The sequence below is a fragment of the Streptomyces sp. NBC_00193 genome, from assembly GCF_026342735.1.
Lineage (GTDB): Bacteria > Actinomycetota > Actinomycetes > Streptomycetales > Streptomycetaceae > Streptomyces > Streptomyces stoeckheimensis.
The window spans coordinates 4,989,612-5,015,248 of sequence record NZ_JAPEMM010000001.1; the positions used below are offsets into that span (position 1 = coordinate 4,989,612).

24 protein-coding genes and 1 pseudogene are annotated in these 25,637 nt (G+C 73.7%); 15 read left to right on the forward strand and 10 right to left on the reverse strand.

The annotated features are described in order from the left end of the window. The first annotated feature begins 92 nt into the window (after positions 1–92). Positions 93–1,562: an alkaline phosphatase PhoX gene (locus OG898_RS22225; protein WP_266958842.1), complete on the forward strand. Its 1,470-nt coding sequence runs from the start codon at positions 93–95 to the stop codon at positions 1,560–1,562. Between the two features lie 104 nt (positions 1,563–1,666). On the opposite strand, the gene OG898_RS22230 is transcribed toward OG898_RS22225, so the two are convergent. The 3 genes from OG898_RS22230 to OG898_RS22240 all read right to left on the reverse strand — a co-directional run bounded on the left by OG898_RS22230 (position 1,667) and on the right by OG898_RS22240 (position 3,502). Beyond that, positions 1,667–1,834: a hypothetical protein gene (locus OG898_RS22230; RefSeq protein WP_243338429.1), complete on the reverse strand. Its 168-nt coding sequence runs from the start codon at positions 1,832–1,834 to the stop codon at positions 1,667–1,669. A gap of 102 nt (positions 1,835–1,936) precedes the next feature. After that, entirely contained in the window at positions 1,937–3,193 is a 1,257-nt protein-coding gene (locus tag OG898_RS22235) for a TerD family protein (protein ID WP_266958844.1), read from the reverse strand. 81 nt (positions 3,194–3,274) lie between these two features. Continuing rightward, positions 3,275–3,502 carry a hypothetical protein gene (locus OG898_RS22240; RefSeq protein ID WP_250742291.1) on the reverse strand — a complete coding sequence of 76 codons (228 nt, stop codon included), beginning with the start codon at positions 3,500–3,502 and terminating at the stop codon, positions 3,275–3,277. Between the two features lie 125 nt (positions 3,503–3,627). On the opposite strand from OG898_RS22240, the gene OG898_RS22245 reads away from it, so the two are divergent. Together OG898_RS22245 and OG898_RS22250 are read left to right on the forward strand one after the other, a co-directional pair. Beyond that, positions 3,628–4,074, forward strand: coding sequence for a DUF6325 family protein (locus tag OG898_RS22245; RefSeq protein WP_266958846.1), 447 nt, complete (start codon positions 3,628–3,630; stop codon positions 4,072–4,074). Between the two features lie 12 nt (positions 4,075–4,086). Further along, positions 4,087–4,443: an SHOCT domain-containing protein gene (locus OG898_RS22250; protein ID WP_250742289.1), complete on the forward strand. Its 357-nt coding sequence runs from the start codon at positions 4,087–4,089 to the stop codon at positions 4,441–4,443. Positions 4,444–4,463: 20 nt separating this feature from the next. On the opposite strand, the gene OG898_RS22255 is transcribed toward OG898_RS22250, so the two are convergent. Continuing rightward, positions 4,464–5,987: an aldehyde dehydrogenase (NADP(+)) gene (locus OG898_RS22255; protein ID WP_266958848.1), complete on the reverse strand. Its 1,524-nt coding sequence runs from the start codon at positions 5,985–5,987 to the stop codon at positions 4,464–4,466. Positions 5,988–6,143: 156 nt separating this feature from the next. On the opposite strand from OG898_RS22255, the gene OG898_RS22260 reads away from it, so the two are divergent. The 8 genes and pseudogenes from OG898_RS22260 (at position 6,144) to OG898_RS22295 (ending at position 14,083) form a co-directional block, all read left to right on the forward strand. After that, complete coding sequence (locus OG898_RS22260) at positions 6,144–6,929, forward strand: IclR family transcriptional regulator (RefSeq protein ID WP_250742287.1); 786 nt, start codon at positions 6,144–6,146, stop codon at positions 6,927–6,929. Positions 6,930–7,045: 116 nt separating this feature from the next. Beyond that, positions 7,046–8,041 carry a hypothetical protein gene (locus tag OG898_RS22265; RefSeq protein ID WP_266958850.1) on the forward strand — a complete coding sequence of 332 codons (996 nt, stop codon included), beginning with the start codon at positions 7,046–7,048 and terminating at the stop codon, positions 8,039–8,041. Positions 8,042–8,120: 79 nt separating this feature from the next. Continuing rightward, positions 8,121–9,366: pseudogene (locus OG898_RS22270) on the forward strand (sensor histidine kinase). Positions 9,367–9,383: 17 nt separating this feature from the next. Beyond that, the gene (locus OG898_RS22275) at positions 9,384–10,082 is read left to right on the forward strand and encodes a response regulator transcription factor (RefSeq protein ID WP_250742342.1); all 699 of its coding nucleotides are present in this window, start codon (positions 9,384–9,386) and stop codon (positions 10,080–10,082) included. A gap of 62 nt (positions 10,083–10,144) precedes the next feature. Beyond that, positions 10,145–11,599 carry a penicillin-binding transpeptidase domain-containing protein gene (locus OG898_RS22280; protein ID WP_266958852.1) on the forward strand — a complete coding sequence of 485 codons (1,455 nt, stop codon included), beginning with the start codon at positions 10,145–10,147 and terminating at the stop codon, positions 11,597–11,599. Positions 11,600–11,643: 44 nt separating this feature from the next. After that, positions 11,644–12,156, forward strand: coding sequence for a GNAT family N-acetyltransferase (locus tag OG898_RS22285; RefSeq protein ID WP_250742283.1), 513 nt, complete (start codon positions 11,644–11,646; stop codon positions 12,154–12,156). Positions 12,157–12,230: 74 nt separating this feature from the next. Further along, positions 12,231–12,941 (forward strand): DsbA family oxidoreductase, encoded by a 711-nt coding sequence (locus OG898_RS22290; protein WP_266958854.1) that lies wholly within the window; start codon positions 12,231–12,233, stop codon positions 12,939–12,941. Between the two features lie 83 nt (positions 12,942–13,024). Further along, positions 13,025–14,083: an aminotransferase class V-fold PLP-dependent enzyme gene (locus OG898_RS22295; RefSeq protein WP_266958856.1), complete on the forward strand. Its 1,059-nt coding sequence runs from the start codon at positions 13,025–13,027 to the stop codon at positions 14,081–14,083. A gap of 85 nt (positions 14,084–14,168) precedes the next feature. On the opposite strand, the gene OG898_RS22300 is transcribed toward OG898_RS22295, so the two are convergent. Next, positions 14,169–15,257, reverse strand: a complete 1,089-nt coding sequence (locus tag OG898_RS22300; RefSeq protein ID WP_266958858.1) for an alanine--glyoxylate aminotransferase family protein — start codon at positions 15,255–15,257, stop codon at positions 14,169–14,171. Positions 15,258–15,354: 97 nt separating this feature from the next. Between OG898_RS22300 and OG898_RS22305 the strand changes: the two genes are divergently transcribed. Next, entirely contained in the window at positions 15,355–16,470 is a 1,116-nt protein-coding gene (locus OG898_RS22305; protein WP_250742272.1) for an amidohydrolase family protein, read from the forward strand. A gap of 305 nt (positions 16,471–16,775) precedes the next feature. After that, entirely contained in the window at positions 16,776–17,687 is a 912-nt protein-coding gene (locus OG898_RS22310) for an SCO1860 family LAETG-anchored protein (protein ID WP_266958861.1), read from the forward strand. Positions 17,688–17,723: 36 nt separating this feature from the next. Here OG898_RS22310 and OG898_RS22315 read toward each other — a convergent pair whose 3' ends face one another. Both OG898_RS22315 and cobC read right to left on the reverse strand, forming a co-directional pair. Continuing rightward, on the reverse strand, positions 17,724–18,962 hold the full coding sequence (locus OG898_RS22315; protein ID WP_266958863.1) for a CapA family protein: 1,239 nt from the start codon (positions 18,960–18,962) through the stop codon (positions 17,724–17,726). A 115-nt stretch (positions 18,963–19,077) separates the two neighbouring features. Then, the gene (gene cobC, locus OG898_RS22320) at positions 19,078–20,502 is read right to left on the reverse strand and encodes an Rv2231c family pyridoxal phosphate-dependent protein CobC (protein WP_266958865.1); all 1,425 of its coding nucleotides are present in this window, start codon (positions 20,500–20,502) and stop codon (positions 19,078–19,080) included. A gap of 21 nt (positions 20,503–20,523) precedes the next feature. Between cobC and OG898_RS22325 the strand changes: the two genes are divergently transcribed. Both OG898_RS22325 and OG898_RS22330 read left to right on the forward strand, forming a co-directional pair. Further along, positions 20,524–20,697 carry a hypothetical protein gene (locus OG898_RS22325; protein ID WP_250742268.1) on the forward strand — a complete coding sequence of 58 codons (174 nt, stop codon included), beginning with the start codon at positions 20,524–20,526 and terminating at the stop codon, positions 20,695–20,697. Then, positions 20,688–21,434 (forward strand): ZIP family metal transporter, encoded by a 747-nt coding sequence (locus OG898_RS22330; RefSeq protein ID WP_250742267.1) that lies wholly within the window; start codon positions 20,688–20,690, stop codon positions 21,432–21,434. Before OG898_RS22325 ends, OG898_RS22330 begins: the two co-directional genes overlap by 10 nt. Positions 21,435–21,460: 26 nt before the next feature. On the opposite strand, the gene OG898_RS22335 is transcribed toward OG898_RS22330, so the two are convergent. The 3 genes from OG898_RS22335 to OG898_RS22345 are packed head-to-tail and all read right to left on the reverse strand — an operon-like array spanning position 21,461 to position 25,547. Then, positions 21,461–22,861 carry a cobyrinate a,c-diamide synthase gene (locus OG898_RS22335; RefSeq protein WP_266958868.1) on the reverse strand — a complete coding sequence of 467 codons (1,401 nt, stop codon included), beginning with the start codon at positions 22,859–22,861 and terminating at the stop codon, positions 21,461–21,463. Further along, entirely contained in the window at positions 22,855–23,454 is a 600-nt protein-coding gene (cobO, locus tag OG898_RS22340; protein WP_250742265.1) for a cob(I)yrinic acid a,c-diamide adenosyltransferase, read from the reverse strand. Before cobO ends, OG898_RS22335 begins: the two co-directional genes overlap by 7 nt. Then, positions 23,454–25,547: a putative cobaltochelatase gene (locus tag OG898_RS22345; RefSeq protein ID WP_266958870.1), complete on the reverse strand. Its 2,094-nt coding sequence runs from the start codon at positions 25,545–25,547 to the stop codon at positions 23,454–23,456. Before OG898_RS22345 ends, cobO begins: the two co-directional genes overlap by 1 nt. Between the last annotated feature and the right edge of the window lie 90 nt (positions 25,548–25,637).

Genomic DNA, 25,637 nt, shown 5'->3' on the forward strand with positions numbered 1-25,637 from the left:
CGGGTAGTTCAGTCGGCGTTCACGTGCGGGCGGGAGCGTGTGCGCCGACGACCGCACGACAAGCGCACCACCTCCCCACCCCTGGAGACCCGATGCCGCTCAGCCGCAGAGATTTCACCACCCGCACCGCACTCGCGGGTGCGGGAGTCGCGCTCACCGGAACGGTCGGCGCCCTCGCCACCGCCCCCGGGGCCCTCGCCGCGGACGACGACGGCGCGCGGCAGGACGCCGACCTGGAGCAGGGCCAGGGCCACGGACACGGCCACGGCCACGGTCCCGGCTACGGCCCGCTCGTCCCCGACCCGGCCGGCATCCTGGCCCTCCCCGCCGGGTTCACGTACCGCGTGATCACCCACAGCGGTGTCACCACCCTCGACTCGGGCGAGACCACCCCGTCCAACCACGACGGCACGGCCGCCTTCGAGGGCCACCGGGGTGTCACCCTCCTCGTCAACAACCACGAGCTGAAGGGCCCCCGCACGAACTGGAAGCACCCCGTCCCGCTCACCGAGGGCCTCGTCTACGACCCGGCCGCGGCCGGTGGCTGCACGGTCGTCGAGGTCCGGCGCGGCGGCGAGGTCGCCGAGTGGGTGGGCATCGCCGGTACGTCGACCAACTGCGCGGGCGGCTCCACCCCCTGGGGCACCTGGCTGACCTGCGAGGAGAACTCGGACCTCGCCGGCAAGAACGGGATGACCAAGGACCACGGCTACGTCTTCGAGGTCGACCCGCACGACCGCCGCGCCAACCTCGGCCCGAAGCCGGTCAAGGCGTTCGGGCGCTACGACCACGAGGCCGTGGTCATCGACCCGCGGACGGGCCACGCCTACCTCACCGAGGACGCCTCCAACCCCAACGGGCTGCTCTTCCGCTGGACCCCGCCGAGCGGCTTCCGCCACGGGCGCGGCAAGCTCCGTACGCTCGCCGACGACGCCGGCGTGCTGGCGGCCGCCAAGTGCTTCGACAGCGCCGGGCTGTTCGTCGACGACCTCTCGCGCGCGACGAAGATCGGCACCACCTACGGGGTGGACTGGGTGCCGGTCCCGGACCGCGACGCGCGCACCGTGGCGGTGCGCAAGCAGTTCGGGGAGGCGGCCGTGACCCGCGCGCGCAAGCTGGAGGGCATGTGGTGGGCCGACGGCGGGGCGTACTTCGTCTCCTCCTACGCCCGCGAGGAGAGCCCGGGCGCGGCCCACGACGGGCAGGTGTGGTTCTACGACCCCAAGCGGCGCACGGTGCGGCTGCAGGTCCTGCTCGGGGTGAACGCCGACCCGTCGGTCGACGGCGGGTACGACGGCCCGGACAACATCACGGTCTCCCCGTACGGCGGTCTGATCATCGCCGAGGACGGCTCGGGGCTGCAGCACCTCTTCGGCGCGACCGAGTCGGGGCGCACGTACCCGCTGGCCCGCAACGAGATGAACCTGGGCACGGCCGAGGAGCCGGAGTACTCGGAGTTCACGGGCGTCTGCTTCTCGCCGGACGGACGGACGCTGTTCGCCAGCATCCAGGACCCGGGCATCATGCTGGCCGTCACGGGACCGTGGCGGCGCCGCCGCTGATCCGCGAAGGGCGGACATGAGAAGAGCCGCCGGGCCTTCGGGCCCGGCGGCTCTTCTCGTCGTCTCGTCTGTTCTCTCGTCTGTGCTTCTGTGCGTCCGGTCTTTTACTGAGCTTCGGCGCGGCTGGCCGCGGCCCACTCTTCGAGGAGGAACTCGTACGCCTCGGAGGGCCACTCGCCGTCCACCCGGCTCTCGACGAGCTGCCGGATCGCCTCGTTCGCCTCGGCGGCGGACGGGCGCGCGGGGCCCGCGGGCTGGAGTGTCTGGTGCATGGTTACCAGGCTACGGGCGGGCACTGACAGCGACCTCCGTATTAAGGGTGGAACAGATCACCCGGGGCGGGTGTCCGTCGCTCCATGTGCCCGCCCACCTGCTCAGAGTGCCTGTGCGGCCGGCTTGACCATGCCCCGCACTGTGCGCGACTTCACAAACTCGCCCATGGCCGTCATCTCCCATTCGCCCGAGAACTGCTTGATCAGCTTGGCCATCATCACGCCGGTCTGCGGCTCGGCGCTGGTGAGGTCGAAGCGGACCAGCTCTTCGTTGGTCGCGGCGTCGATGAGGCGGCAGTAGGCCTTGGCCACCTCGGTGAACTTCTGGCCGGAGAAGGAGTTGACCGTGAAGACGAGGCCCGTCGCGTCGGCGGGCAGCCGACCGAGGTCGACGACGATCACCTCGTCGTCGCCCGCGCCCTCGCCGGTGAGGTTGTCGCCGGAGTGCTTGACGGAGCCGCCCAGGATGGAGAGCTTGCCGAAGTAGCAGCTGTCGATGTGGTTGCGCTGCGGGCCGTACGCGATGACCGAGGCGTCCAGGTCGATGTCCCGGCCGCGGAACGCGGGCTCCCAGCCGAGGCCCATCTTGACCTGGGAGAGCAGCGGCCGGCCGCCCTTGACGAGGGAGACGGTCTGGTTCTTCTGGAGGCTGACCCGGCCCTTGTCGAGGTTGATCTTCCCGGTACCGGGGGCGGGGGCGGCGGCGGGAGCCGCGACCGGTGCGGGTGCGACCGGCGCGGGCGCCGGGGTCGCCCCGGGAGCGCCGCTGGTGAGCCAGGGGGAGGCCGCGTACGTGGGGGGCGCCGGGGGCACGGGCGGTGCGGGCGGGGCGACCGGGGCCGGGGCGGCGGCGGCCGGAGCCGGCTCCTCCTCCACCGAGACCCCGAAGTCGGTCGCGATGCCGGCGAGGCCGTTCGCGTACCCCTGGCCGACCGCGCGCACCTTCCACACGCCGCCGCGCTGGTAGACCTCGACGACCACCAGGGCGGTCTCCGTGCCGAGCCGCGGCGGGGTGAAGGTGGAGATCACCGCTCCGCCTCCGGCGTCCCGCACGGTGGCGGTGGGCTCGATGCCCTGGAAGGACTGGCCCGCGGCGTCGGGGCTGGCGGTGATGACGATCCGCTCGATGCCGGGCGGGACCGCACCGGTGTCCACGGTGATCGAGTCCGGTGCCGTGCCGCCGCCCGAGCGGTAGGTGACGCCGGGGCCGGACGGCTGGTTGAAGAAGATGAAATCGGCGTCGGAACGCACCTTGCCGTCGGCGGCGAGGAGCAGCGCGGACACGTCGAGCCGCACCGGGGCAGCCACGTCGACCGTCACGCGGACGGCATTGAGCGGCAGGTTGGAACCAGGGGTCATAGCGGTCATGCCGGGAGAACGACCGAGGTGGCTTTGCCGTTCCCTTACTTTCACCCGGTTTCCCGGTTCTTCACTCCCGCCTCAGACGCGGCCCTGGTTGCGGGGGTGGTTCCTGGCCGTCCGCTCGTTGCCGAACTTGTACGAACCGGTCCAGCGCGCCATCACGAGCTGGGCGTCACCGGCCTCGACCTCGGCCAGGAAGGCGGCGGCCCGCCCGCCCCGGAGGGTGGCCGCGGACCGGCCCTGGTGGGTGATGACGACGCTCTGGTCGCCCCGCTGTTCGTACGAGAATCCGTGAGGTCTGGGCATGGGCCGAGAGTGCCGTCCCCGGGCGGCGGGCTGCAACGCAATATCCGCCTCGCGATGCGGTGTCGGCCCTGCCGAGTAAGATCCTTTTTGCGGTGATTCCATGCGCTATGGAAGAGGTCATGCTCATGCCTGCTGGTGCAGCCCTTACGGCCCAATCGATCGGCCCGGTGGACGTCGCCGTGGTCGCCTTCGACGGCAACCGTTTCAACGGCGATCTCGCCCCGGCCCTGCGCGAGCTCCAGGAGGGCGGAGTGGTGCGCATCCTCGACCTCACGTTCGTCCGCAAGGAGCGGGACGGCGCGGTGTCCGTGGTGGAGCTCGCCGACTCCGAGGTGGCCGACCAGTTCGAGCGGATCCTCGGCGAGGAGTTCGACCTGCTGAGCGACGAGGACCTGGAGACCGTCGCGCAGGGCCTGGCTCCGGAGTCCTCGGCCCTCGTGGTGGTCTGGGAGAACGCCTGGGCCACGCGTCTGGCCTCGGCGCTGCGGGGGTCCGGGGGAGAGGTGCTCTTCATGGAGCGCATTCCACGGGACAGAGTGGAACGCGCCGTCGCCGCACTGGACGAGAAGTAGGGGAGGACGGTCATGCCTCGACGTTTCGGGCGCCCGGGTCTGCTGGGCGCGATGGCACGCACCGCGGTCGTGGCGGGTACGGCCACCGCGGTCTCCGGCCGGGTGCAGCGCAACCAGGCCGAGCGCGCCGCGCAGCAGCAGGCCTCGGCCGACGCCGAGCAGCAGGCCCTGGTCAACCAGGCGGCGGCCCAGGCGGCCGCGCAGCAGCAGGCCTGGCAGCAGTCGCAGCCGGCCCCGCAGCCCGCCGCGGCGCCGGCCGCGCCCGTCGACAGGGTCGGCCAGCTCACCGCACTGGCCGAGCTCAAGGCCCAGGGCCTGCTCACCGACGAGGAGTTCGCGACGGAGAAGGCCCGGGTCCTGAGCGGTTGACCGGGCCTCCCCGACGGGTTCTAGCCTCCCGTGACCCGTCGCGGGAGGTTCAGGGGGTTGGCCTCGCGCAGTTCCGCCGGGAGCAGGGCGTCCGGCACCGACTGGTAGGCCACCGGGCGCAGCCAGCGCTCGATCGCCGTGCCGCCGACCGAGGTGGAGTGGGAGGTCGCCGCCGGGTAGGGGCCTCCGTGGTGCTGGGCCGGGGCCACCGCCACACCGGTCGGCCAGCCGTTGACCACGACCCGCCCCGCCAGCGCCGTGACCTGGGAGATCAGCTCCGCCGCCGGACCCGGGCCGCCGTCCGCCTCGGCGGCCGACAGCTGCAGGGTCGCGGTGAGGTTTCCGGGGAGCCGCCCGAGCAGGGCGGCGGCCTCGTCCTGGCCGGCGTACCGGGCCAGCACGGTGACCGGGCCGAAGCACTCCTCCAGGAGCACCTCGTAGGGCCCGCCCTCCAGCAGGGTCCGCACGGGCACGCTCAGGTAGCCCGCGCCGACGGTGTGCTCGCCGCCCGAGCCGGGGGTGACGGGTGCGTCGACCCCGGGCAGCGCGGCGCGTTCGCGGACCCCGGCGACGAAGTTCTCCCGCATCCGGTGGTCGAGGAGCACCCCGGGCTCGGTCTCGCCGAGCGCCTTGGTCAGGGCACCCGCGAGCCGGTCCCCGTCCGCGCCCTCGGGTACGAGGACCAGGCCCGGCTTGACGCAGAACTGGCCGACGCCGAGCGTGACCGAGCCGGCCAGCCCGCCGCCGATCTCCTCGGCGCGTTCGGCGGCGGCCGCCGCGGTGACCACGACCGGGTTCAGGGAGCCCAGTTCCCCGTGGAAGGGGATCGGTACGGGCCGCGCGGCGGCGGCGTCGAACAGGGCCCGCCCGCCCCGGATGGACCCGGTGAACCCGGCGGCGCTGATCAGCGGGTGCCGGATCAGCTCCAGGCCCGCGTCGAACCCGTGGACCACGGCGACGACCTCGGCCGGCAGTCCGGCGACCACGGCGGCCCGGCGCAGGAGCGAGGCGCACAGCTCGGAGGTGGCCGGGTGGTCGGGGTGCGCCTTGACCACGACCGGGCAGCCCGCGGCCAGCGCGCTGGCGGTGTCGCCGCCGGGCACGGAGAAGGCGAGGGGGAAGTTGGAGGCGGCATAGACCGCGACCACGCCCAGCGGCACCTTGTAGCGGCGCAGCTCGGGGCGGGGAGGGGCGGTGGTGGGATCGGCGCGGTCGATGCGGATGTCGAGGTAGGAGCCCTCGTCCACGGCGTCGGCGAAGGCGCGGAACTGGCCCGTGGTGCGGGCCAGCTCGCCGGTGAGCCGGCCGGGTCCGAGCGCGGTCTCGGCGTCGGCGGCCTCGATGACGTGGGAAGCTGCCTCGTCGAGGAGATCGGCGGCGGTGCGCAGGAAGGCGGCGCGCCTCCCGGCGTCGGCCAGCGAGCCGCGGGCGGCGTGGGCCGCGCGCACGGCTTCGTCCACCTCCCGGGGTGTGGCCTCCACCGCAACCTGCTCGCGGTGCTTCCCGGTGCGGGGGTCCACACTCCAGACTGGTGTTGCTGCCATGGCGAACTGCCTCCTGGATCTACGCTGACCCGCGCGGATGCGTTCAGTATTGTGAACGCTGTTCCGTTGGATGAATGATCACATCCACCGTGGACTCTATTTCCGTGTCTTCCGGGTTGACAAGAGACAGCAACAGACAGAGGGGCGCGAAGGCGGATGACCACCACAGCTGAGTCGGGGGGCTCGGGCGCACCGGCGGCCGTCAAGTCGGCGGTACGCACGGTCCAGTTGCTGGAACACTTCGCTTCCCGGCCGGGGCTGCACAGCCTGGCCGACATCCAGAGCGACCTCTCCCTGCCCAAATCCAGCCTCTACATGCTGCTGCGCACCCTGGTGAACCTGGGCTGGGTGGAGACGGACGCGACGGGCACGCGGTACGGCATCGGCGTACGGGCCCTGCTCGTCGGCAGCTCCTACATCGACGGCGACGAGGTGGTGGCGGCGGCGCGGCCCACGCTGGACCGGCTCTCCGACGACACGACGGAGACGATCCACCTGGCCCGCATGGACGGGACGAGCGTGGTCTACCTGGCGACCCGGCAGTCCCAGCACTACCTGCGGCCCTTCACCCGCGTCGGGCGGCGGCTGCCGGTGCACTCGACGGCCCTCGGCAAGGCGCTGCTGGCCACGCACACGGACGAGGAAGTACGCGCACTGCTGCCGCGGCGCCTCGAAGCCGTCACCGAGCACACCATCACCGACCGGGAGCAGCTGATCGAGGACCTGGCACTGGTGCGGGAGCAGGGGTACGCGGTGGACCGGGAGGAGAACACGCTCGGACTGCGCTGCTTCGGCGTGGCGGTGCCGTACCGGACGCCGGCGCGGGACGCGGTGAGCTGTTCGGTGCCGGTGGCGCGGCTGACGCCGGGGCACGAACGGGGCATCAAGGCGGCGCTGTTCGCGGCGCGCGACCGGCTGTCGGTGGTGACGCGGCGCATGTGAGGCGGAGCCTCGGGCGCAGGCGGTGCGGTGGACGGCCCGGTTCCTCCCCCGGGCGGGGGAGACGGTTCCCCTTCAAGGGGGAGGTGGTGGCGGCGCCGGCGCGGGACCGTTGAGCCATGACCACACGAGCCGTTCACACGTCGCGATCGACCAGCGGAGCGCAGCCGCCGGCCACCCGGCCGGGGGCCGGGCGCAGGTTCCTCCGGGCGGCGGCCATCGCCGCCACCGTGCCCTATCTGACGCTGAAGACCGCCTGGCTGGCCGGGAGCCACATCGGAATACCGGACGGCAGCGTGCTCCTGGAGCCGGGCAGCGCGTTCTTCACTGTGCTCAACGGCCTGTCGCTGGTCATGGACTCCAGCGTGGTCCTGCTGGTCCTGGTGCTCACCCGGCCCTGGGGGATGCGCGTGCCGTCCTGGCTGATGGTCCTGCCCGTCTTCATCGCCACCGGACTGCTGACCCCGATCGTCCTCGGCTTCCCCGGCCAACTCCTCCTGCGGTCCATGGGAGGGGGGCCGGGCGAGGCCGCCCAAGAGGCCCAGCCGCCCTTCCTCGATCCCTGGGTCTTCAACGTGGTCTACCCCGGCTTCATCATCCAAGCCATAGCCCTGGCCGGGCTGTTCGTGCCCTATGCGCGCGAGCGCTGGGGCCGGCGCTGGCAGGGCGTCCTGGGGGAGCGGCTCCCGTCACCCACGGGGGTGGTGGCGGGAGCCGCGGCGGCGGTGGCCGCGGTGGTGGCGGCGACGCACGTGTACTGGGCCTTCGGCGGCACGGCCGGGCACAACGCGGACCAGATCGCGCAGTACTCCTCCGATACGGGTGTGGTCTCCTTCATCCACGCGATATGCGCCCTGACCGCAGCGGCGGGGGCGGTGCTGCTCGCCAGGGGCGGGGACCGGCGGGCGTGGTGGCCGCTGGCCGTGGCGTGGACCGGCTCGGCGGCGACCCTCTGCTGGGGCATGTGGATGATGACCGCGGTGCTGGGCGGGGACCCCGGCCCGGGCGAACGCACGACCACCGCGACCTATCTGATCTACCCTGGCCAGATGATCGTCGGACTCCTCGCGGTCAGCGTCATGGCGCGGTTCCTCGCGACGCGACGGGCGGCCTGAAGGAGACCGTGTGGAGCGGCTGTTGGGGGCGCGGGCCCGGCTGCGCTGGGTGCACCAGATACTCGGCGGGGCCCTGCTGATGCCGTACTTCCTGCTGACGCAGGTGGCGGTCGGTGCCGCCGTGGGCGGGGTCAACGCGCTCAACTCCCTCCCGCTCAGCCTCGCCGCCTACGCCGCCGCCCTGCCGCTCGTGGCCGTCACCGGACTGTTCCGGCTGGTCCGGCCGATGTCCGTGGCCGCCGCCCGGGCCCTGTGCGGGGTGCCGGGGTCGCGGTTCGCCGAGGGGCCGGCCCGGAGCTGGGCGGCCCGGGGGCGGGCCTCGGCCTGGTGGACCCTGCACCTGGGGGTCGGCGCCCTGGTCAGCGGGATCAGCCTGGCGGTGCCGCCCATGGCGGGGGTGCTGCTCGCCCTGCCGTTCGTGAGCGCGCTTCGGGACCTGCCCGTCGGGCTCGGCCCGTTCGACGCACAGGCCCATCCCTACGTGGCCCCCCCTGCTCGGGATCGCGCTGCTGGCCGGGCTCGTGCTGTGTGCCGCCGGGGCGGGGGCGGTGCTGGCGCGGCTGGCGCCCGTACTGCTCGGGCCGACGGCCGCGGACCGGCTGGCGGCCGCCGAGGAGCGCGCCGCGGACCTGGCGGTCCGCAACCGGCTGGCGCGGGAGCTGCACGACGCAGTCGGGCACGCCCTGAGCGCGGTCACCCTCCAGGCGAGCGCCGCCCGGCGGGTGCTCGACAGCGACCCCGGCTTCGTACGGGAGGCGCTGGCCGCGATCGAGGACACCACCCGGCGCACGGTGGGAGAGCTGGACGCCGTCCTCGGCCTGCTGCGCGAGGGCGACGGAGCGGGCGCCGGGGGGACCGGGCTCCCCGCCGCTCCGACGCTCGCCGCCGACCTCGACGGGCTGCTGGCCCGCAGCCGGGCCTCCGGGATCCCGATCACCGCCCGCCAGGACCCGGGACCGGCCGGCGACTGGGGGCGGCTTCCGGAGATCGCCTCCCGTGAGGCGTACCGGATCGTCCAGGAGGGGCTGAGCAACGCGCTGCGGCACGGGACGGGCGCGGTCGATCTGCGGATCCTCGTACGAGTGCGCGGTGGGCAGGGGGAACCCGGTGGACAGGGGGAGCGCGGTGGATACGAGGAACTGGAGATCGCCATGACGAACGATCCGGCGGCCGCGGCCGCTCCGGGGGCCCGCACCACCGGGGGCCGGGGTCTGCAAGGAGCCGCCGAGCGGGCGGCGCTGCTCGGCGGGCAGGTCGAGGCCGGGCCGCACGAGGGCCGGTGGCGGCTGCGGGCCGTCCTCCCGCTCGGTGAGGGTGTCCGATGACGGGGCCGACGCCGCCGATGACGCCGCCGGCCCCGGAGACGGCCCCGCCGGCCCGCCCGCCGCTGCGGCTGGTCGTGGCCGACGACGAGCGGATGGTCCGTACCGCCCTGCGGGTCATCCTCGATGCCGAGCCCGACCTGGAGGTCGTCGGGGAGGCGGCCACCGGAGCCGAGGCCGTGGCGGTGGTCCGGGCGCTCTCCCCGGACGTGGTGCTGATGGACGTGCGGATGCCGGAGATCGACGGCATCCGGGCCACCGAGCGGATCCTCGCCACCATGGCCGAGCCGCCCCGGATCGTCGTGGTCACCACCTTCGAGAACGACGCCTACGTGTACGACGCGCTGCGCGCGGGAGCCGCCGGGTTCCTCCTCAAGCGGGCCGACCCCGACGAGCTGACCGCCGCGGTCCGGCTCGTGGCGCGCGGGGACTCGCTGCTCTTCCCGGCGGCCGTCCGCTCCCTGGCCGCCGCCCACACCCCGCCCGGGGCGGCCCCGGCCGCCGCGCCCTGGGTCGCCCGGCTCACGGACCGGGAGGCCGACGTCCTGCGGCTGATGGCCGCCGGGCTCTCCAACCACGAGGTGAGCGAGCGGCTCGGAGTCGGCCCGCAGACGGTCAAGACGCACGTGGCGGCGGTGCTGGCCAAGACCGGCTCCCGGGACCGGACCCAGGCGGTCATCGCGGCGTACGAGGGAGGGTTCCTCATGAAGAAAGGCTGAGAACTCCGCCACAATCGGGGCAGAGCGGAACGGACGGGGCGGCTGGGGCGTCCTTCTGGGGGATGAACAAGACGATCAGGCGTGCGTCGGTCTTCTGTCTGCTTCTGGTGCTGGCCCTGTTGGTGCGGGTCACCTGGGTGCAGGCGTACCAAGGCCAGGCCCTCGCAGACAACGACAACAACCGGCGCAACCTCATCGGGAAGTACGAGAACCCGTTGGGGAACATCATCGTGGGCGGGGAGGCGATCACCGGCTCCACGGACACGGGCGGCAAGGACTTCCGGTACAAGCGGACCTATGTCGACGGGCCGCTGTACGCGCCGGTCACCGGCTACAGCTCCCAGGCCTTCGGGTCGACCATGCTGGAGGGCGTCTACAAGAACATCCTCAACGGCACCGACAACCGGCTCAAGACGATCATGGACACGCTCACCAACAAGCGGGCGGCCCCGGGCAACGTGCTGACCACGATCGACAAGGACGTCCAGAAGGCCGGCTACGACGCGCTGCAGGGCAAGCAGGGCTCGGCCGTGGCGATCGACCCGGCGACGGGCGAGATCCTGGCCGTCGTGAACAACCCCTCCTTCGACCCGGGCAGCATCTCGGGCGCCGGTGACGCGGAGCAGAAGGCGTGGGACGCGCTCAATGCCAACCAGGGCAAGGCCATGGAGAACACGGCCCTGCGCAAGCCGCAGGCGCCCGGATCCACCTTCAAGCTGGTCACCCTGGCGGCGGCCATCGAGAACGGCCTGGTCACGAACATCGACACGCCGACCGGGATCTCCGGCGACTACACGATCCCCGGGACGAGGACCAAGCTGCGCAGCGAGGTGGACGACTCGCTCTGCAACAACGTTTCCCCGCGGACCGCGCTGAAGCTGTCCTGCAACAACGTCTTCGCGGAGTTCGCCCACAAGCTCGGCCAGGACAAGATGCGCGCCATGGCGGAGAAGCTCGGCTTCAACGTGGTGCAGAAGATCCCCGTCTGGACCAGCCCGCCCAGCAAGTACCCGTCGAAGAAGATGTCGGTCGACCAGGTCGCGCAGACGGGCATCGGCCAGTTCGACGTCCAGGCCACCCCGCTCCAGATGGCGATGGTGACGGCCGCGATCGAGAACGGCGGCAAGCTGGTCTCCCCGCACGAGGTCTCCGAGGTCACCGACTCCAACGGCAACGTGCTGGAGAGTTTCAAGAACCCGAAGTCCGAGCAGGTCATGAGCGCGAAGACCGCCTCGATGGTCCAGGACGCCATGCGGACGGTCGCCACCGAAGGCGGCGGCAAGAACGTCCAGATCCCGGGCGTCGAGTCGGGAGCCAAGACCGGTACCGCCCAGCGCGGCGTGAACAACAGCCTGCCGCCGCTCGCCTGGTACACCACGTACGGAAAGATGAACGGCAAGCAGATCGCGGTCACCGTCGTGATCGAGAACTCGGACACGGACCGCTCCGAGATCGGCGGCGGCAAGCTGGCCGCCCCGGTGGCGCAGAAGATGATGCAGGCCTGGCTGAAGAAGTAGCCCGTGCCGGGAACCGGCAGGGTTCCCGGCACGTTGTCCGTCCCATGATCAGGACCGCGCAGCCCGAAGACCTCGACGCCATCGCAGCCCTCCACACCCGGGCCCGGTCCACCTATTACCGGGGCCGGATACCCGAGGAGGCCTACGGCGGCGCCGCCGAACTGGCGCGCACCCGCGAGGGCTGGTCCCGGGCGGTGGCCCGTGCCGCGGCGGACGGCGGGGTGCTGTGCGCGGAGAGCGGCGGCGAGCTCACCGGGGTGGCGGCCTACCGCACCGCCGACGGCGAGACCACCCTCACCCAGCTGCACGTGGACCCCGTCCACTGGCGCCGCGGCACCGGGGCGGCCCTGCACGCCGCCTGCCTCGACGCCTGGCGCCGCGCGGGCGTCCGCCGGGTCCGCCTGGAGGTCTACGAGCACAACCTCCGCGCCCAGGCCTTCTACGCCACCCACGGCTGGCTCCCGGATCCCACCGGAGCCCGGGTCGCGGGCTCCCACCGCATCCTGTGGCTCACCGTGGGGGACGCGGCCGGGGAGACCCGGGAGGCCGGGGAGTGACCCGTCCGGGGAATGAGACGCGGCGGCAGGTGGTTGAACGCGGAACAGTTGATTCCGTGGAGGGAAGAGGGAACATGCGCGTCGAGATCTGGAGCGACATCGCCTGCCCGTGGTGCTACATCGGCAAGGCCCGGTTCGCCAAGGGGCTGGCCGGCTTCGCACACCGCGAGGAGGTCGAGGTGGTCTACCGCTCCTTCGAGCTCGACCCGAACGGCCCCAAGGGCCAGGTGGCGCCCGTCCTGGAGATGCTGGCCAAGAAGTACGGCCGCACCCTCGACGAGGCCCGCGGCATGGAGGAGCACGTCGCCGCGAGCGCCCGCGCCGAGGGGCTGACGTACCGCACGGAGGGCCGCGACCACGGCAACACCTTCGACATCCACCGCCTGCTGCACCTCGCCGCCGACCGTGGCCGCCAGGAAGAGCTGCTCGACCTCGCCTACCGCGCCAACTTCGGCGAGGAGCGCTCCGTCTTCGATCCCGAGGTGCTGGTCGCGCTCGCGGTCGAGGCCGGACTCGACGAGGCGGAGGCCCGGGCGGTGCTGGGCGACGAGTCCGCGTACGCCGCCGAGGTGCGGGCCGACGAGCGCGAAGCGGCCGAGCTGGGCGCGAACGCCGTGCCGTTCTTCGTGCTCGACCGCCGCTTCGGGATCTCCGGAGGGCAGCCCGCGGAGGTGTTCACCAAGGCGCTGGAGCAGGCCTGGGCGGGCCGCGAGGTCCTCGCACCCGTCGCCCCCGAGGGCGAGGCGTGCGAGCCCGACGGGGCGTGCGCGGTGCCGACCCCCTAAGGCCCTGCCATAAGTAGCCCTTTGGGGTGGTGAGCGAAACCAGGCAATGGACTTTGGGTTGGTCCTGGCGCAGAGTGAAGGGCATGGACCTGCTTGCGCCCGAGACCGTCCGCGACGAGTTCGCGCACTCCCTCACCTATCTCAACACCGCCAACTACGGGACCCTCCCGCGAGCCGCCGTCGCCGAGGTGCGGCGGCTCGCGGAGGCGTCGGGGGCCGGACTCCCGCAGGGCTTCGGTGACTTCGGCCGCGTCGAACGGGTCCGCGCGTCGTTCGCCCGCCTCGTCGGGGTCCCCGCGGACCGTGTGGCCCTCGGCTCGGCCGTCTCCACCCACGTCGGCCTGGTCTCCGCCTCCCTCCCGGCCGGATCCGAAGTCCTGTGCCCGGAGGGCGAGTTCGCCTCGGTGATCAACCCCTTCGTGGTCCGCGACGACCTCAAGGTCCGGTTCGCCCCGCTGGAGTCCCTCGCCGAAGCCGTCGGCCCGGACACCGCACTGGTCGCGCTGAGCGCCGTACAGTCCGCGGACGGGCGTACGGCGGACCTGGCGGCCGTGCGCGCCGCGACGACCGCGCACGGGGCGCGGATGCTGGTCGACGCCTCGCAGGCGGCCGGCTGGCTGCCCTTCGACGCGAGCCCCTACGACTACACGGTCACCGCCGGGTACAAGTGGCTGCTCGCCTCGCGCGGGGTCTCCTACCTCACGGTCTCGGAGGAGGCCCAGGACGCCGTGACCCCGGTGCACGCCGGCTGGGTCGCGCTCGCCGACATGTGGGACGCCATCTACGGCCCGCTGCGGGAACTGGCCCACGGGGCCCGGCGCTTCGACGAGTCCCCGGCCTTCCTGGCCTACCACGCCGCCGAGCCCTCGCTGGCCCTGCTGGAGCGGATCGGCATCGACGCCGTCCACGCCCACGACACCGCCCTGGCCGCCCGCTACCGCGCCGGCCTCGCCCGCCTGGGCCACGAGCCCGTCCCGGGCCGGTCCCCGATCGTCTCGGTGCCGGGGCTGGCCGGCCGTCAGGGCGCCCTGCTCGCCGCGGGCATCTCCACGTCCGCCCGCGCGGGAACCTTGCGGGCCTCGTTCCACCTCTACAACACCGAGGCGGACGTGGACCGGCTGCTGAACCTCCTGGAGGGCTGATCCTGACGGGCTGATCCCGGACGGCCGGACGGCCAGACGGCCGGACGGCCAGTCAGGCAGCCGCTCAGTCGGACAGCCGCCCGGCTCAGGCCGAGGGCAGGGCCGCCGACCACGCCGAGCCCGCCGCCGCGAGAGCCGCGGCCGGGTCCACCGACAGTGCCCCGGCCAGGGCCGTCAGGGAGGCGCCGACGGCGTCCTGGGAGGCCGCCGTGCCGTAGTGGTTGACCCGGACCATCTCCCGGGCCAGCGCCCCGCCGCCCGCCGCGAGGGGGGCCGCCGGATCCGCCGCGAGGGCCTTCGCCACCACCAGGGAGGCCTCCGGGATCCGCAGGGTGGTGGCGACCGGGGCCGCCGCCGCGTCCCGGCCGACGTACGGGGTGATGCCCAGCGCCACCGCACCCGCGCGGGTCGCCGCCGCGGCGGCCGCATGGCGGGCCTCCATCGCGGTCAGGCCCTCGGCCGCGATGCGGTCCAGGCAGGCCTCCAGCGCCAGCATCTCCAGCTGCGCGGGCGCGTGCGGCAGCGCGGTGCGCCCGCCGTCGATCCAGCGCTCCTTCCAGTCCAGCAGGGAGAGGTACGAGCGGCGCGGCGCCGAGGCGTTCTCCGCGAAGCGGGCCCACGCGCGGTCGGAGACGGACACCGCCGAGACCCCCGCCGGTCCGCCCATCGCCTTCTGCGCGCCGATCACGCACAGGTCCACGCCCCAGGCGTCCGGCAGCAGCGGCTCCGCGCCCACCGAGGCCACGGCGTCCAGCATGAACAGCGCCCCGTGGGCCCGTACGGCCTCGCCGATCTCCGCCACCGGGTTGGTGTTCCCGGTGGCCGCCTCCGCGTGGACCAGGGAGACGAAGTCGATCTCCGGGTGCTCCGACAGGGCCCGGTCCACCTGGGCGGCGGACACGGCCGTGTCGAAGGGGACCTCCAGGTCCACGACGTGCGCCCCGCAGTCGCGCAGCCAGTTGCCGAAGGTGGTCCCGTAGGGGCCGGTCACCACGTTCAGTGCGGTCGAACCGGGCCGTGCGCCCGACCGGATGCACCCCTCCAGCGGCAGCAGCGCCTCGCCCTGGGTGATCACCACGTCGGCCCGGGTGCCGAGCAGCTCCGCGACCCCCCGCTCGATCGACGCGAAGCGCGCGGCGGTCAGGGGCGGAAGGTCCAGGAGGGGGTGGTTCACGGCGCGGCTCTCTTCGTTCTCTCGGTCTGGGTTCGTTCGTCCGGATACGTCCGGTCCGGCCTGGAGAGCCTACCGAGCCCGCACATAGAGTGCCGCCATGAGCGACGAGGTCAACGGCGGCGGTACGAGGTCGGGTCTGCTGCACGTGAAGGGGCGGGTACTGGTCGGGCCCGAGGAGGTCCGCGACGAGCTCTGGGTGGTCGGCGGCCGGATCTCCTACGAGCGCCCGCGCGGCGCCGGGGAGGTCACCGAGGTCACCGGATGGGTCCTGCCCGGGCTGGTCGACGCGCACTGCCACGTGGGGCTCGACGCCCACGGGCCGGTGGACGCGGACACCGCCGAACGGCAGGCCCTGACCGACCGGGACGCCGGCACCCTCCTCATCCGCGATGCCGGATCCCCCTCCGACACCCGCTGGATCGACGACCGCGAGGACCTGCCGAAGATCATCCGGGCGGGCCGGCACATCGCCCGCACCCGCCGCTACATCCGCAACTTCGCCCACGAGATCGAGCCCGAGGACCTCGTCGCGTACGTGGCCCGCGAGGCGCAGCGGGGCGACGGCTGGGTCAAGCTGGTCGGGGACTGGATCGACCGCGAGGCCGGGGACCTGACCGCCTGCTGGCCGCGCGCCGAGGTCGGGGCCGCCATCGCCGAGGCCCACCGCCTCGGGGCGCGCGTCACCGCGCACTGCTTCGCCGAGGACTCCCTGCGGGATCTGGTCGAGGCGGGCATCGACTGCATCGAGCACGCCACAGGGCTCACCGAGGAGACCATCCCGCTGTTCGCGGAGCACGGGGTGGCCATCGTCCCGACCCTCGTGAACATCGCGACCTTCCCGAAGATGGCCGCGGGCGGCGAGGCCAAGTTCCCGCGGTGGTCGGCGCACATGCGCAGGCTGCACGAGCGGCGCTACGACACCGTCCGCGCCGCCTACGACGCGGGCATCGGGGTCTACGTCGGCACGGACGCGGGAGGTTCCCTCCCGCACGGCCTGGTCGCGGCCGAGGTCGGCGAGCTCGTCAAGGCGGGGATCCCGCCGCTGCAGGCCCTCTCGGCGACGGCCTGGGGCGCGCGCGAGTGGCTCGGCCGGCCCGGCCTGACCGAGGGCGCCCCGGCCGACCTCGTCGTCTACGAGGCCGATCCGCGGGCCGACGTACGGGCGCTGGCGGATCCGCTACGGGTGGTGGTGAACGGGACGGTGGTGGCCTGAGGTCCGCAGAGGTCCGCAGGGGCGCCGGAGTTGACGGGGCGTGACGTCGGCGGCCGCACGGTCGTTGTGTACGCCCGGCGCGGACCCTGGTGGCCGAGATTCCCGGGATGGGAGGGAACTCCCGTTCCGGGTGAGGCGGATGTATTCGAACCTATGCCTGGAAACCACCCTTTGGGGTGAACTCGCGTCGGGTTCACCCCCGTTCACTCTCAGTGCGTAAAGATTCCGGGGTCGAGGCCGTCGGCGCGCGCAATGTCCCCCATTGGCGGCGCGACGGCTCCCATCTCCCTGGGGGTTCCACCACCTTGAACAGCAACACCTTCCGCATGCCCGTGGCCGCGCTCGTCGCCACGGGAGCGGTTGCCCTGCTCGCCGCCCCGCCCGCCTTCGCCACCGGCTCCGCCGGTTCCACCGGATCCCACCCGGGGGCGGGCAAGGCGAGCGCCGTCGTCCTGCGCACCACCCTGGACGTGGGCCTGCTCAACAAGACCGTGCACGTTCCGCTGAACGCGACCCTCAACGAGGTCAACGCCCCCGCGGACGCCTCGAAGACGGCGCTGACCGTCACCCTCGACGGAGTCGAGGGCGGGCAGCCGGTGAGCGTCCTGCGCGCCGACGTCGCCACCTCCAAGGCCACCGCCGGCGCCGACCGCGCCGCGGCGGAGGCGAACCTCGCCAAGGCCAGGGTCCACGTACCGGGCCTGCCCCTGCTGTCCCTGATCGAGGTGGAGAAGGTCACCTCCAAGGCCGTCTGCGAGGCGGGCAAGAAGCCCGTCGCGAGCTCCAACGTCCTGGGCACCGTGACCGTCCTGGGCAAGAAGGTCACCCTCTCGGCGGGCGGCCCCACCAAGGTGGAGGTCCCCAAGGTCGGCCTGGTGTCCCTGGAGCTCTCCACCACCCAGACGACCTCCACCACGGCCGCCGCGACCGCGCTGCGGCTCAAGGTGTCGGTGAACCCGCTCGACCTGAACGTCGCCGAGGTCGACGGGGAGATCGTGCTCGCCGAGGCCCGCTGCGAGTCCCCGCCCGCCCCCTCCGCCAGTGCCTCGAAGCTGCCCGACGTCAAGCCCCAGACGGCCACCACGGGCGGGTCCCAGGCCGGCCTCGCCGAGACCGGAGGCGGCTCGCTCACCCCGTACGTGACGGGCGGTGCGCTGATCCTGCTCGGCTTCGGCGCCGCCGCGCTGGTCGTCACCCGGCGCGGCAGGGCCTCGTAGGGCAGGGCCTCGTAGGGCCGGGGCCGTCCCTCTGCCCTACCGCGCCGCGCGCGTCAGTCCCTGCTCCCCGGCGCCGCGTGACATCACGGCCTTCGTCACCTCGCGGTCGGCGGCGGCGTACGTGCTGTCGGCCGAGGAGGTAGCGGCCTCGCAGGAGGTGCAGACGACGCGGAACGGCGGCCGCATGTCCGAGAACTGCGTGAGGTACTCGGCCTTCACCACCTCCCAGCGGCCCGGGTGGGCGGCCGCCGGGGCGAAGGTGAAGCGGGGGATCGAGGACATGTTGCCGCGGGCCTTCTCGGCCTCGTAGAAGCTGGCGACCTGGTCGCCCATGCCGTACACCACCCAGGTGCCGTTGACCTTCTCGTACGGCTGCGGCACGTGGTTGTGGGTGCCGAGGATCAGGTCGATGTCGGGGAGGCCGTCCGCCCCGCGCGAGGCGGTCAGCGCCTGGGCCAGCTCCAGTTGCTGCTTGTCCGGGGCGGTCTGCCACTCGGAGCCCCAGTGGACGCTGAGGACGACCACGTTCGCGCCGGCCGCGCGCGCGGCGCGGGCGTCGGCGACGATCCGCGCCGGGTCGATCAGGTTCACGGCCCAGGGCTTGCCGTCGGGGAGCGGGACGCCGTTCGTCCCGTACGTGTAGTCCAGTTGCGCGACCTTGGCCCCACCGGCCTCGACCACGGCCGGGGCCTTGGCCTCCTCGGCGCCGCGGGCCGATCCGACGTGGCGGATGCCGACGCGGTCGAGGTGGTCCAGGACGCGGACGAGGCCGTCGTACCCGTCGTCCAGGGTGTGGTTCGAGGCGGTCGAGCAGCTGTCGTAGCCGGTGTCCTTGAGGGCGTCGGCCAGTTGGTGCGGGGCCTTGAACATCGGATATCCGGTGTAGGGGCCGCCGGGCCGGCCGTACGGTATCTCGTGGTGGCATATCGCCAGGTCGGCGGCGGAGACGATGGGCTTGACCCCGGCGAGTATCTTCCGGAAGTCGTAGCCGCCCTTCTCCGCGGAGTCGTCGGCGGCCCGCTGGATGATCGACGGGTACGGGATGATGTCGCCGGTGCCGACGAGCGTGAACGGCTTCCCGCCCGGCACGGCCGAGGCCGCTGCTCCGCCCGCGGCGTCGCGGCTCGGACTCACGGCCGCCCCCGGCTTCGCCCCCAGCCGCTGCTTCGCCGCCGCCCCGCCGTCCTCGCCGGCCACCTGCGTCACGCCGTAGACGGCGCCCCATACCACGGCCAGTCCGGCCACGGCCACGGCTATCTTGCCGACCGACTTCATCCCCGTACCCCCGGCGTCGCATGGTCACTACCTGCGGAAATGATCGCGCACCCGTACGGGCGGTGCGACACGCGACCCGCGGAAACGCGCCATTGGAGTGACCTTCGGCGCGTGGTCAGCGCGCCGTGAGGGCCTGGTCGAGGGCCTGGAGGAGGCGGCCCGTCGTCGCGCGGTCGCGGACCGCCAGCCGGAGCCAGGAGCGGTCCAGCCCCGGGAAGGTGTCGCCGCGGCGCACGGCGAAGCCCAGCGCGCGCAGCCGGGTGCGGATCTCCGCCGCGCCCTCGATCCGGATCAGCACGAACGGCCCCTCCGCCGTACCCGCAGCCGAGATCTCCTCGAACTCCGCGAGCCCCGCCAGGAGGTGCTCCCGGTCCACCGCGATCTGCCGGGCCGCGGCCTCCGCCTCGGCCAGCGCCGCGGGGGCCACGCACGCCTCGGCCGCCACCAGAGCGGGCGTGGACACGGGCCACAGCGGCTGCGCCGCCGCCAGCTTCGCGATCACCCCGGGCTCGGCCAGCACGTAACCGATGCGCAGCCCGGCCAGGCCCCAGGTCTTGGTCAGGCTGCGCAGCACGACCAGGCCCGGCACGTCCGTCCGCCCGGCCAGCGCCTCGCGTTCGCCGGGGACCGCGTCCATGAAGGCCTCGTCGACCACCAGGATCCGCCCGGGCCGGGCCAGCGCGGCCAGGGTCGCCGCCGGGTGCAGCACCGAGGTCGGGTTGGTCGGGTTCCCGACCACCACGAGGTCGGCCTCCTCCGGAACCGCCGCCGGGTCCAGCCGGAAGCCGTCCGCGGCCCGCAGCACCACCCGCTCCACCCGGTGGCCCGCGTCGCGCAGGGCCGCCTCCGGCTCGGTGAACTGCGGATGCACCACCACGGGCCGTACGGCGCCCAGCGCCCGCGCGATCAGTACGAACGCCTCCGCGGCCCCCGCGGTCAGCAGGACCCGCTCGACCGGCAGCCCGTGGCGCAGGGCCACGGCCGCGCGGGCGGCGCGGCCGTCGGGGTACGCGGACAGGACGTCGAGCGAAGCCGCGATCCGGTCCTTCAGCCACTGCGGCGGCGTGTGGGACCGTACGTTCACCGCGAGGTCGACCAGCCCCGCGCCCGCGTCCGCGACCTCGGCGTCCCCGTGGTGGCGCAGATCGTGCGTGTGGGCCGTGGCGACGGCGCAGGTCGCCGCCACCGACCGCCGCTTGGGCACGAGGAGTTCCCCGCCCCCGGCGAGCGCGGCGGCCTCCGCTACCGAGGCGGTGCCGGCGGCCTCCTGGGCGGCGTCCGAGGGGTGCGGTACCGGGATCGCGGCCAGGCGCTCGGCGGGGTAGCTGAGCAGGGGGACGCCGAAACGTTCCGCCGCACCGGCGATCCCCGCCTCCAGGGCCTTCCCCTCCACCGTGGCCAGGGCCGTCACCGAACCCGACGCCAGTCCGGCACCGCGCAGGGTCTCCTCCACCAGGGCGCAGACCTCCGCCACGGACACGCCCGCGCGGCCACCGACCCCGACGACCAGTTGCGTCGCGTACTCGCCCAACAGGTTCACCCGTTCTCCGTCGTCGTGTTCGTGGTGCTGCTCGTGTTCGTGGTCATGGTCGTGCTCGTGGACTTCGTGTGCAGGCGCTTCGTGCGCGGGGACCGCGCGCACGGCGGCCGGCCCGTCAACCGGCCGTGGTCCGCCACCCGGGTGCGGAAGTGCGCCGGCGGCGCGGAGTCGGTATGCAAGGGCACATGGCCGTGATCGTGGCGTTGGGTGCGTTCCTGATGACCCTGGCAGGCGGATGGACGGCGCAGCGCGTCACCGACCGCCGCCACCTCGTGCTGGGCCTGGCCGGCGGGCTGATGCTCGGCGTCGTGGGCCTCGACCTGCTCCCGGAGGCCATGCACGCCGCCGGCGACGAAGTGTTCGGGGTCCCGCTGGCCTTGCTGCTCTTCGTCGGAGGGTTCCTCGCCGCGCACTGCGTGGAACGCCTCCTGGCGGTCCGCCAGGCCTCCCACGGGGCCACGAACGGCGACGGGCACCCGGACCACGGGAAGAGGGTCCCCCAGGTCGGCCTGACCGCGGCCGCCGCCATGGTCGGCCACAGCCTCGCCGACGGGGTGGCCCTCGGCGCCGCGTTCCAGGTCGGCGGGGGGATGGGCGTGGCCGTGGCGCTGGCCGTCATCACCCACGACTTCGCCGACGGGTTCAACACGTACACGCTCACCCGGCTGTACGGCAACGCCCGCCGCAAGGCCCTGCTCATGCTCTTCGCGGACGCGGCAGCCCCCGTCGTGGGGGCCGCGTCCACTCTGCTGTTCACCCTTCCGGAGGAACCGCTCGGGGCCTACCTCGGCTTCTTCGGAGGCGTCCTGCTGTACCTGGCCGCCGCCGAGATCCTGCCCGAGGCCCACCACAAGCACCCCGCGCTGTCCACCCTGATGTGCACCGTGGGCGGGGTGGCGGGGATCTGGCTGGTCGTGGGCCTGGCGGAATGACGCGGCCGGCCCCGGGCGGCTCCGGTTCACCGATGCGCTGCCGCGGCCTCGGCGAACCGCAGGGCCACGGAAGGCTCGGCCGCCCAGTGCGTGTGCAGGTAGCTGGCGTGCACACCACCGGCGACGAACCCCTCGACCCGGCGTTCCGGATGCGTGAAGCCCCACGCCGGCGCGGCCCCGGCGCCCGGCTCGATCACCGTCCGGTGGAACTCGTGCCCGCGCAGCCGGGTCCCGGCCGGTGCCAGGACGCTGTCGGAGACGGCGACCGCCTCGCGGTAGCCGAGCGTGAGCCGCTCCGACATCCGCGCGTCGGCGTCGAGCACCCCGCACATGGGCTTGCCGTCCAGCGAACGGGCCAGGTACAGCAGCCCGGCGCACTCGGCCGCCACCGGGCCGCCGGCGGCGGCGAAGGCCGCGACGGCCTTGCGCAGCGGCTCGTTCGCGGACAGCTCGGGCGCGTACACCTCGGGGAACCCGCCGCCGATCACCAGGCCGGTGGTGTGGTCGGGGAGCCGCTCGTCCCGGAGGGGGTCGAAGGTGACGACCTCCGCTCCGGCGGCGGTGAGCAGCTCCGCGTGCTCGGCGTACGAGAACGTGAAGGCGGCCCCTCCTGCGACGGCGACGACCGGTGCGGCGCCGCCGCTGGGGCTCCGCCCCAGACCCCGCGCCTCAAACGCCGGCGAGGCTGGATTCACCGGAGACCAGGCTTCGCAGACCAGCGGCGGGGCCGTTCTGGCCAGGGCCATCAGGGCTTCCAGGTCGCAGCCTGCCCGAACCTGCTCCGCCAGCGCCTCCACCGAGGCGACCGCATCGCGCCGCCGCTCGGCGACCGGCACCAGCCCCAGGTGCCGCGAGGGCGCGGCCACCTGCGGAGCACGCCGCAGGACGCCGAGGACCGGCATCCCCGCCTCCTCCAGCGCCTCCCGCAGCATCACCTCGTGCCGGTCGGAGCCGACCTTGTTCAGGATCACGCCGCCGAGGCGCACCTGCGGGTCGAAGGAGGCGAAACCGTGCACCAGCGCCGCCACCGACCGCGACTGCGAGGACGCGTCGACGACCAGCACCACCGGCGCCCGGAGCAGCTTCGCGACCTGCGCCGTCGACGCCAGCTCGCCCCGCCCCGCGGCCCCGTCGTAGAGCCCCATCACGCCTTCGATGACGGCCAGATCGCATCCGGTCGCCCCGTGCGCGAACAGCGGAGCCACCAGCTCCGGCCCGCACATGAAGGCGTCCAGGTTGCGCCCGGGCCGGCCCGTGGCCAGCGCGTGGTAGCCCGGGTCGATGTAGTCGGGCCCGGCCTTGTGCGGGGACACGGCGAGGCCGCGCTCCGAGAAGGCCGCCATCAGGCCCGTCGCCACGGTGGTCTTGCCGCTGCCGGAGGAGGGCGCTGCGATGACCAGTCTCGGTACGTTGAACGAGGTCACCACTCGATGCCCTTCTGGCCCTTCTGGCCGGTGTCCATCGGGTGCTTGACCTTGGTCATCTCGGTGACGAGGTCCGCGAACTCCACCAGCTTCTCCGGTGCGTTGCGCCCGGTGATCACCACGTGCTGCGTCCCGGGACGGTTGCGGAGCACCTCGACGACCTCGTCCACGTCGATCCAGCCCCAGTGCATCGGGTACGCGAACTCGTCCAGCACGTACAGCTTGTGCGTCTCGGCGGCCAGGTCGCGCTTGACCTGCTCCCAGCCCTCCTTGGCCGCCTGCTCGTTGTCGAGCTGGGCGTCGCGCTGGACCCAGGACCAGCCCTCGCCCATCTTGTGCCAGACGACGGAGCCGCCCTCGCCGGAGGCGCCGAGCACCTTCAGCGCGTTCTCCTCGCCGACCTTCCACTTCGCCGACTTGACGAACTGGAACACCCCGATCGGCCAGCCCTGGTTCCAGGCGCGCAGCGCCAGACCGAAGGCCGCCGTCGACTTGCCCTTGCCCGGCCCCGTGTGGACGAAGACGAGCGGGCGGTTGCGGCGCTGACGCGTCGTGAGTCCGTCGTCCGGAACGACGGACGGCTGTCCCTGCGGCATTACGCGGCCCTCCTGAGGGTCGGGGATGGGGTACGAACGTTCTTCACGAGCCCGGCCAGCGAATCGGCCCGCAGCCCGTCGAGGGTGACGGCCGGGCCGCCCAGATCGGCGGCCAGTACGCCGGCCAGCCCGAGCCGGACCGGACCCGACTCGCAGTCCACGACCACGGAGGCGACCCCGCCGGCCGCCAGCAGCCGGGCACTGCGCGCCGACAGCTCGCGCGGGTCGCCGCCGACGGACCCGGCCGAGGTGGCCCGCCCGTCGGTGACGACCACGAGCAGCGGGCGCCGGCTCGGGTCCCGCAGCCGTTCGATCCGCAGCACCTCGTGGGCCTTGAGCAGCCCGGCGCCGAGCGGGGTGCGGCCGCCGGTCGGCAGCTTCTCCAGCCGGGCCGCGGCGGCGTCGACGGAAGAGGTCGGCGGCAGGGCGAGCTCGGCGGTGGAACCCCGGAAGGTGATCAGGCCGACCTTGTCCCGGCGCTGGTAGGCGTCGAGCAGCAGGGACAGCACCGCCCCCTTGACCGCGCTCATGCGCTGCCGGGCCGCCATGGAACCGGAGGCGTCGACGAGGAACAGGACGAGGTTGCCCTCGCGGCCCTCGCGGGTCGCCTGCCTCAGGTCGTCCTTGCGGACCACCAGCCCGCGCCCGGTGCGCCCGCGCGCCTTCTGGTGCGGGGCGGCGGCGTGGATGGTCGCCGCCAGGTGCAGCTTGGTCAGCTGGCCCCTCGGGCGCTGGGCGCCGGTGGTGCGGCCGTGCGCGGTGCGGGCGCGCGAGCGCCGGCCCGACGCGCCCTCGCCGAGGCCCGGGACGCTGAGCATCTTGGTGCGGAACGGCTCGGCGGCCCGTACGGGCGCCTGCTCGGCCGGACCGGCCGCCGCCTCGTTCTCCTGGGCGGAGGGCTGGGACTCGGGCAGCTGCTCGGGCTCGGCCGGAGCCTCCGGCTCGGCCTCGGGCGCGTCCGGTCCGGAGCCCTGCGGGGGTACGCCGCCCCCGCCGTCGGGGCCGCCGCCGTCCGGGCCGTCGTCCTGCGGTCCCTCGCCCGGACCCTCCGGCTCCGGCTCGGGCTCCGGTTCCGGCTCGTCGTCGGGGAACCCGTCCAGGATCCGGTCCAGCTTCTCCTCGTCGAGGCCGGGCGCGTCGAAGGGGTTGCGGCGGCGCCGGTGGGGGAGCGCCAGCAGGGCGGCCTGCCGCACGTCCTCCTTGCGCACCTCGGTCCGCCCCGCCCAGGCGGCGAGCGCGGTCGCGGTACGGGCCATCACGATGTCGGCGCGCATGCCGTCGACCTCGAAACCGGCGCAGGTCGCCGCGATCTGCAGCAGCGAGGTGTCGCCGAGGCGCACCTGCGGGAGCAGCTCCCGCGCGGCCACCACCCGGGCGCGCACCTCCTCCTCGTCCCCGGACCAGCGGCCCGCGAACCCCGCGGGATCGTCCTCGTAGGCGAGCCGGCGACGCACCACCTCGACCCGCTGGAGCGGCTCGCGGGAGGCGGCGACCTCGACGGTCAGCCCGAACCGGTCGAGCAGCTGCGGGCGGAGCTCGCCCTCCTCGGGGTTCATCGTGCCCACGAGGAGGAAGCGGGCGGCGTGCCGTACGGAGACGCCCTCGCGCTCCACGTAGGAGGCGCCCATCGCGGCGGCGTCGAGGAGCAGGTCGATGAGGTGGTCGTGGAGCAGGTTGACCTCGTCGACGTACAGGATCCCGCGGTGCGCGTCGGCCAGCAGGCCGGGCTCGAAGGCCTTCACGCCTTCGGCGAGGGCGCGTTCGATGTCGAGGGCGCCGACGAGCCGGTCCTCGGAGGCGCCGACGGGCAGCTCCACCATCCGGGCGGGCCGCGCGGCGGCCGGTCCCGGCTCGTGGGGGCCGTCGGGGCAGGCGAGGTCCGGGGCGGTGGGCGCGCAGCTGAACCGGCAGCCGGGCACCACGTCCACCTGCGGGAGCAGGGTGGACAGGGCGCGGACGGCGGTGGACTTGGCGGTCCCCTTCTCACCGCGCACGAGCACACCGCCGACCGCGGGGCTCACGGCGTTGAGCAGCAGCGCGAGGCGCAGGTCGGTCTGGCCGACCAGTGCGGTGAACGGGTAGGGCGTGCTCATGCGGTGGCCCCTTCTTGGGCGTGTGTACGGATACGCGTGCGCGGGCGGGCATGGACGGCGCGGCCGGGCTGCGGGTGCCCCGCTGCGCGG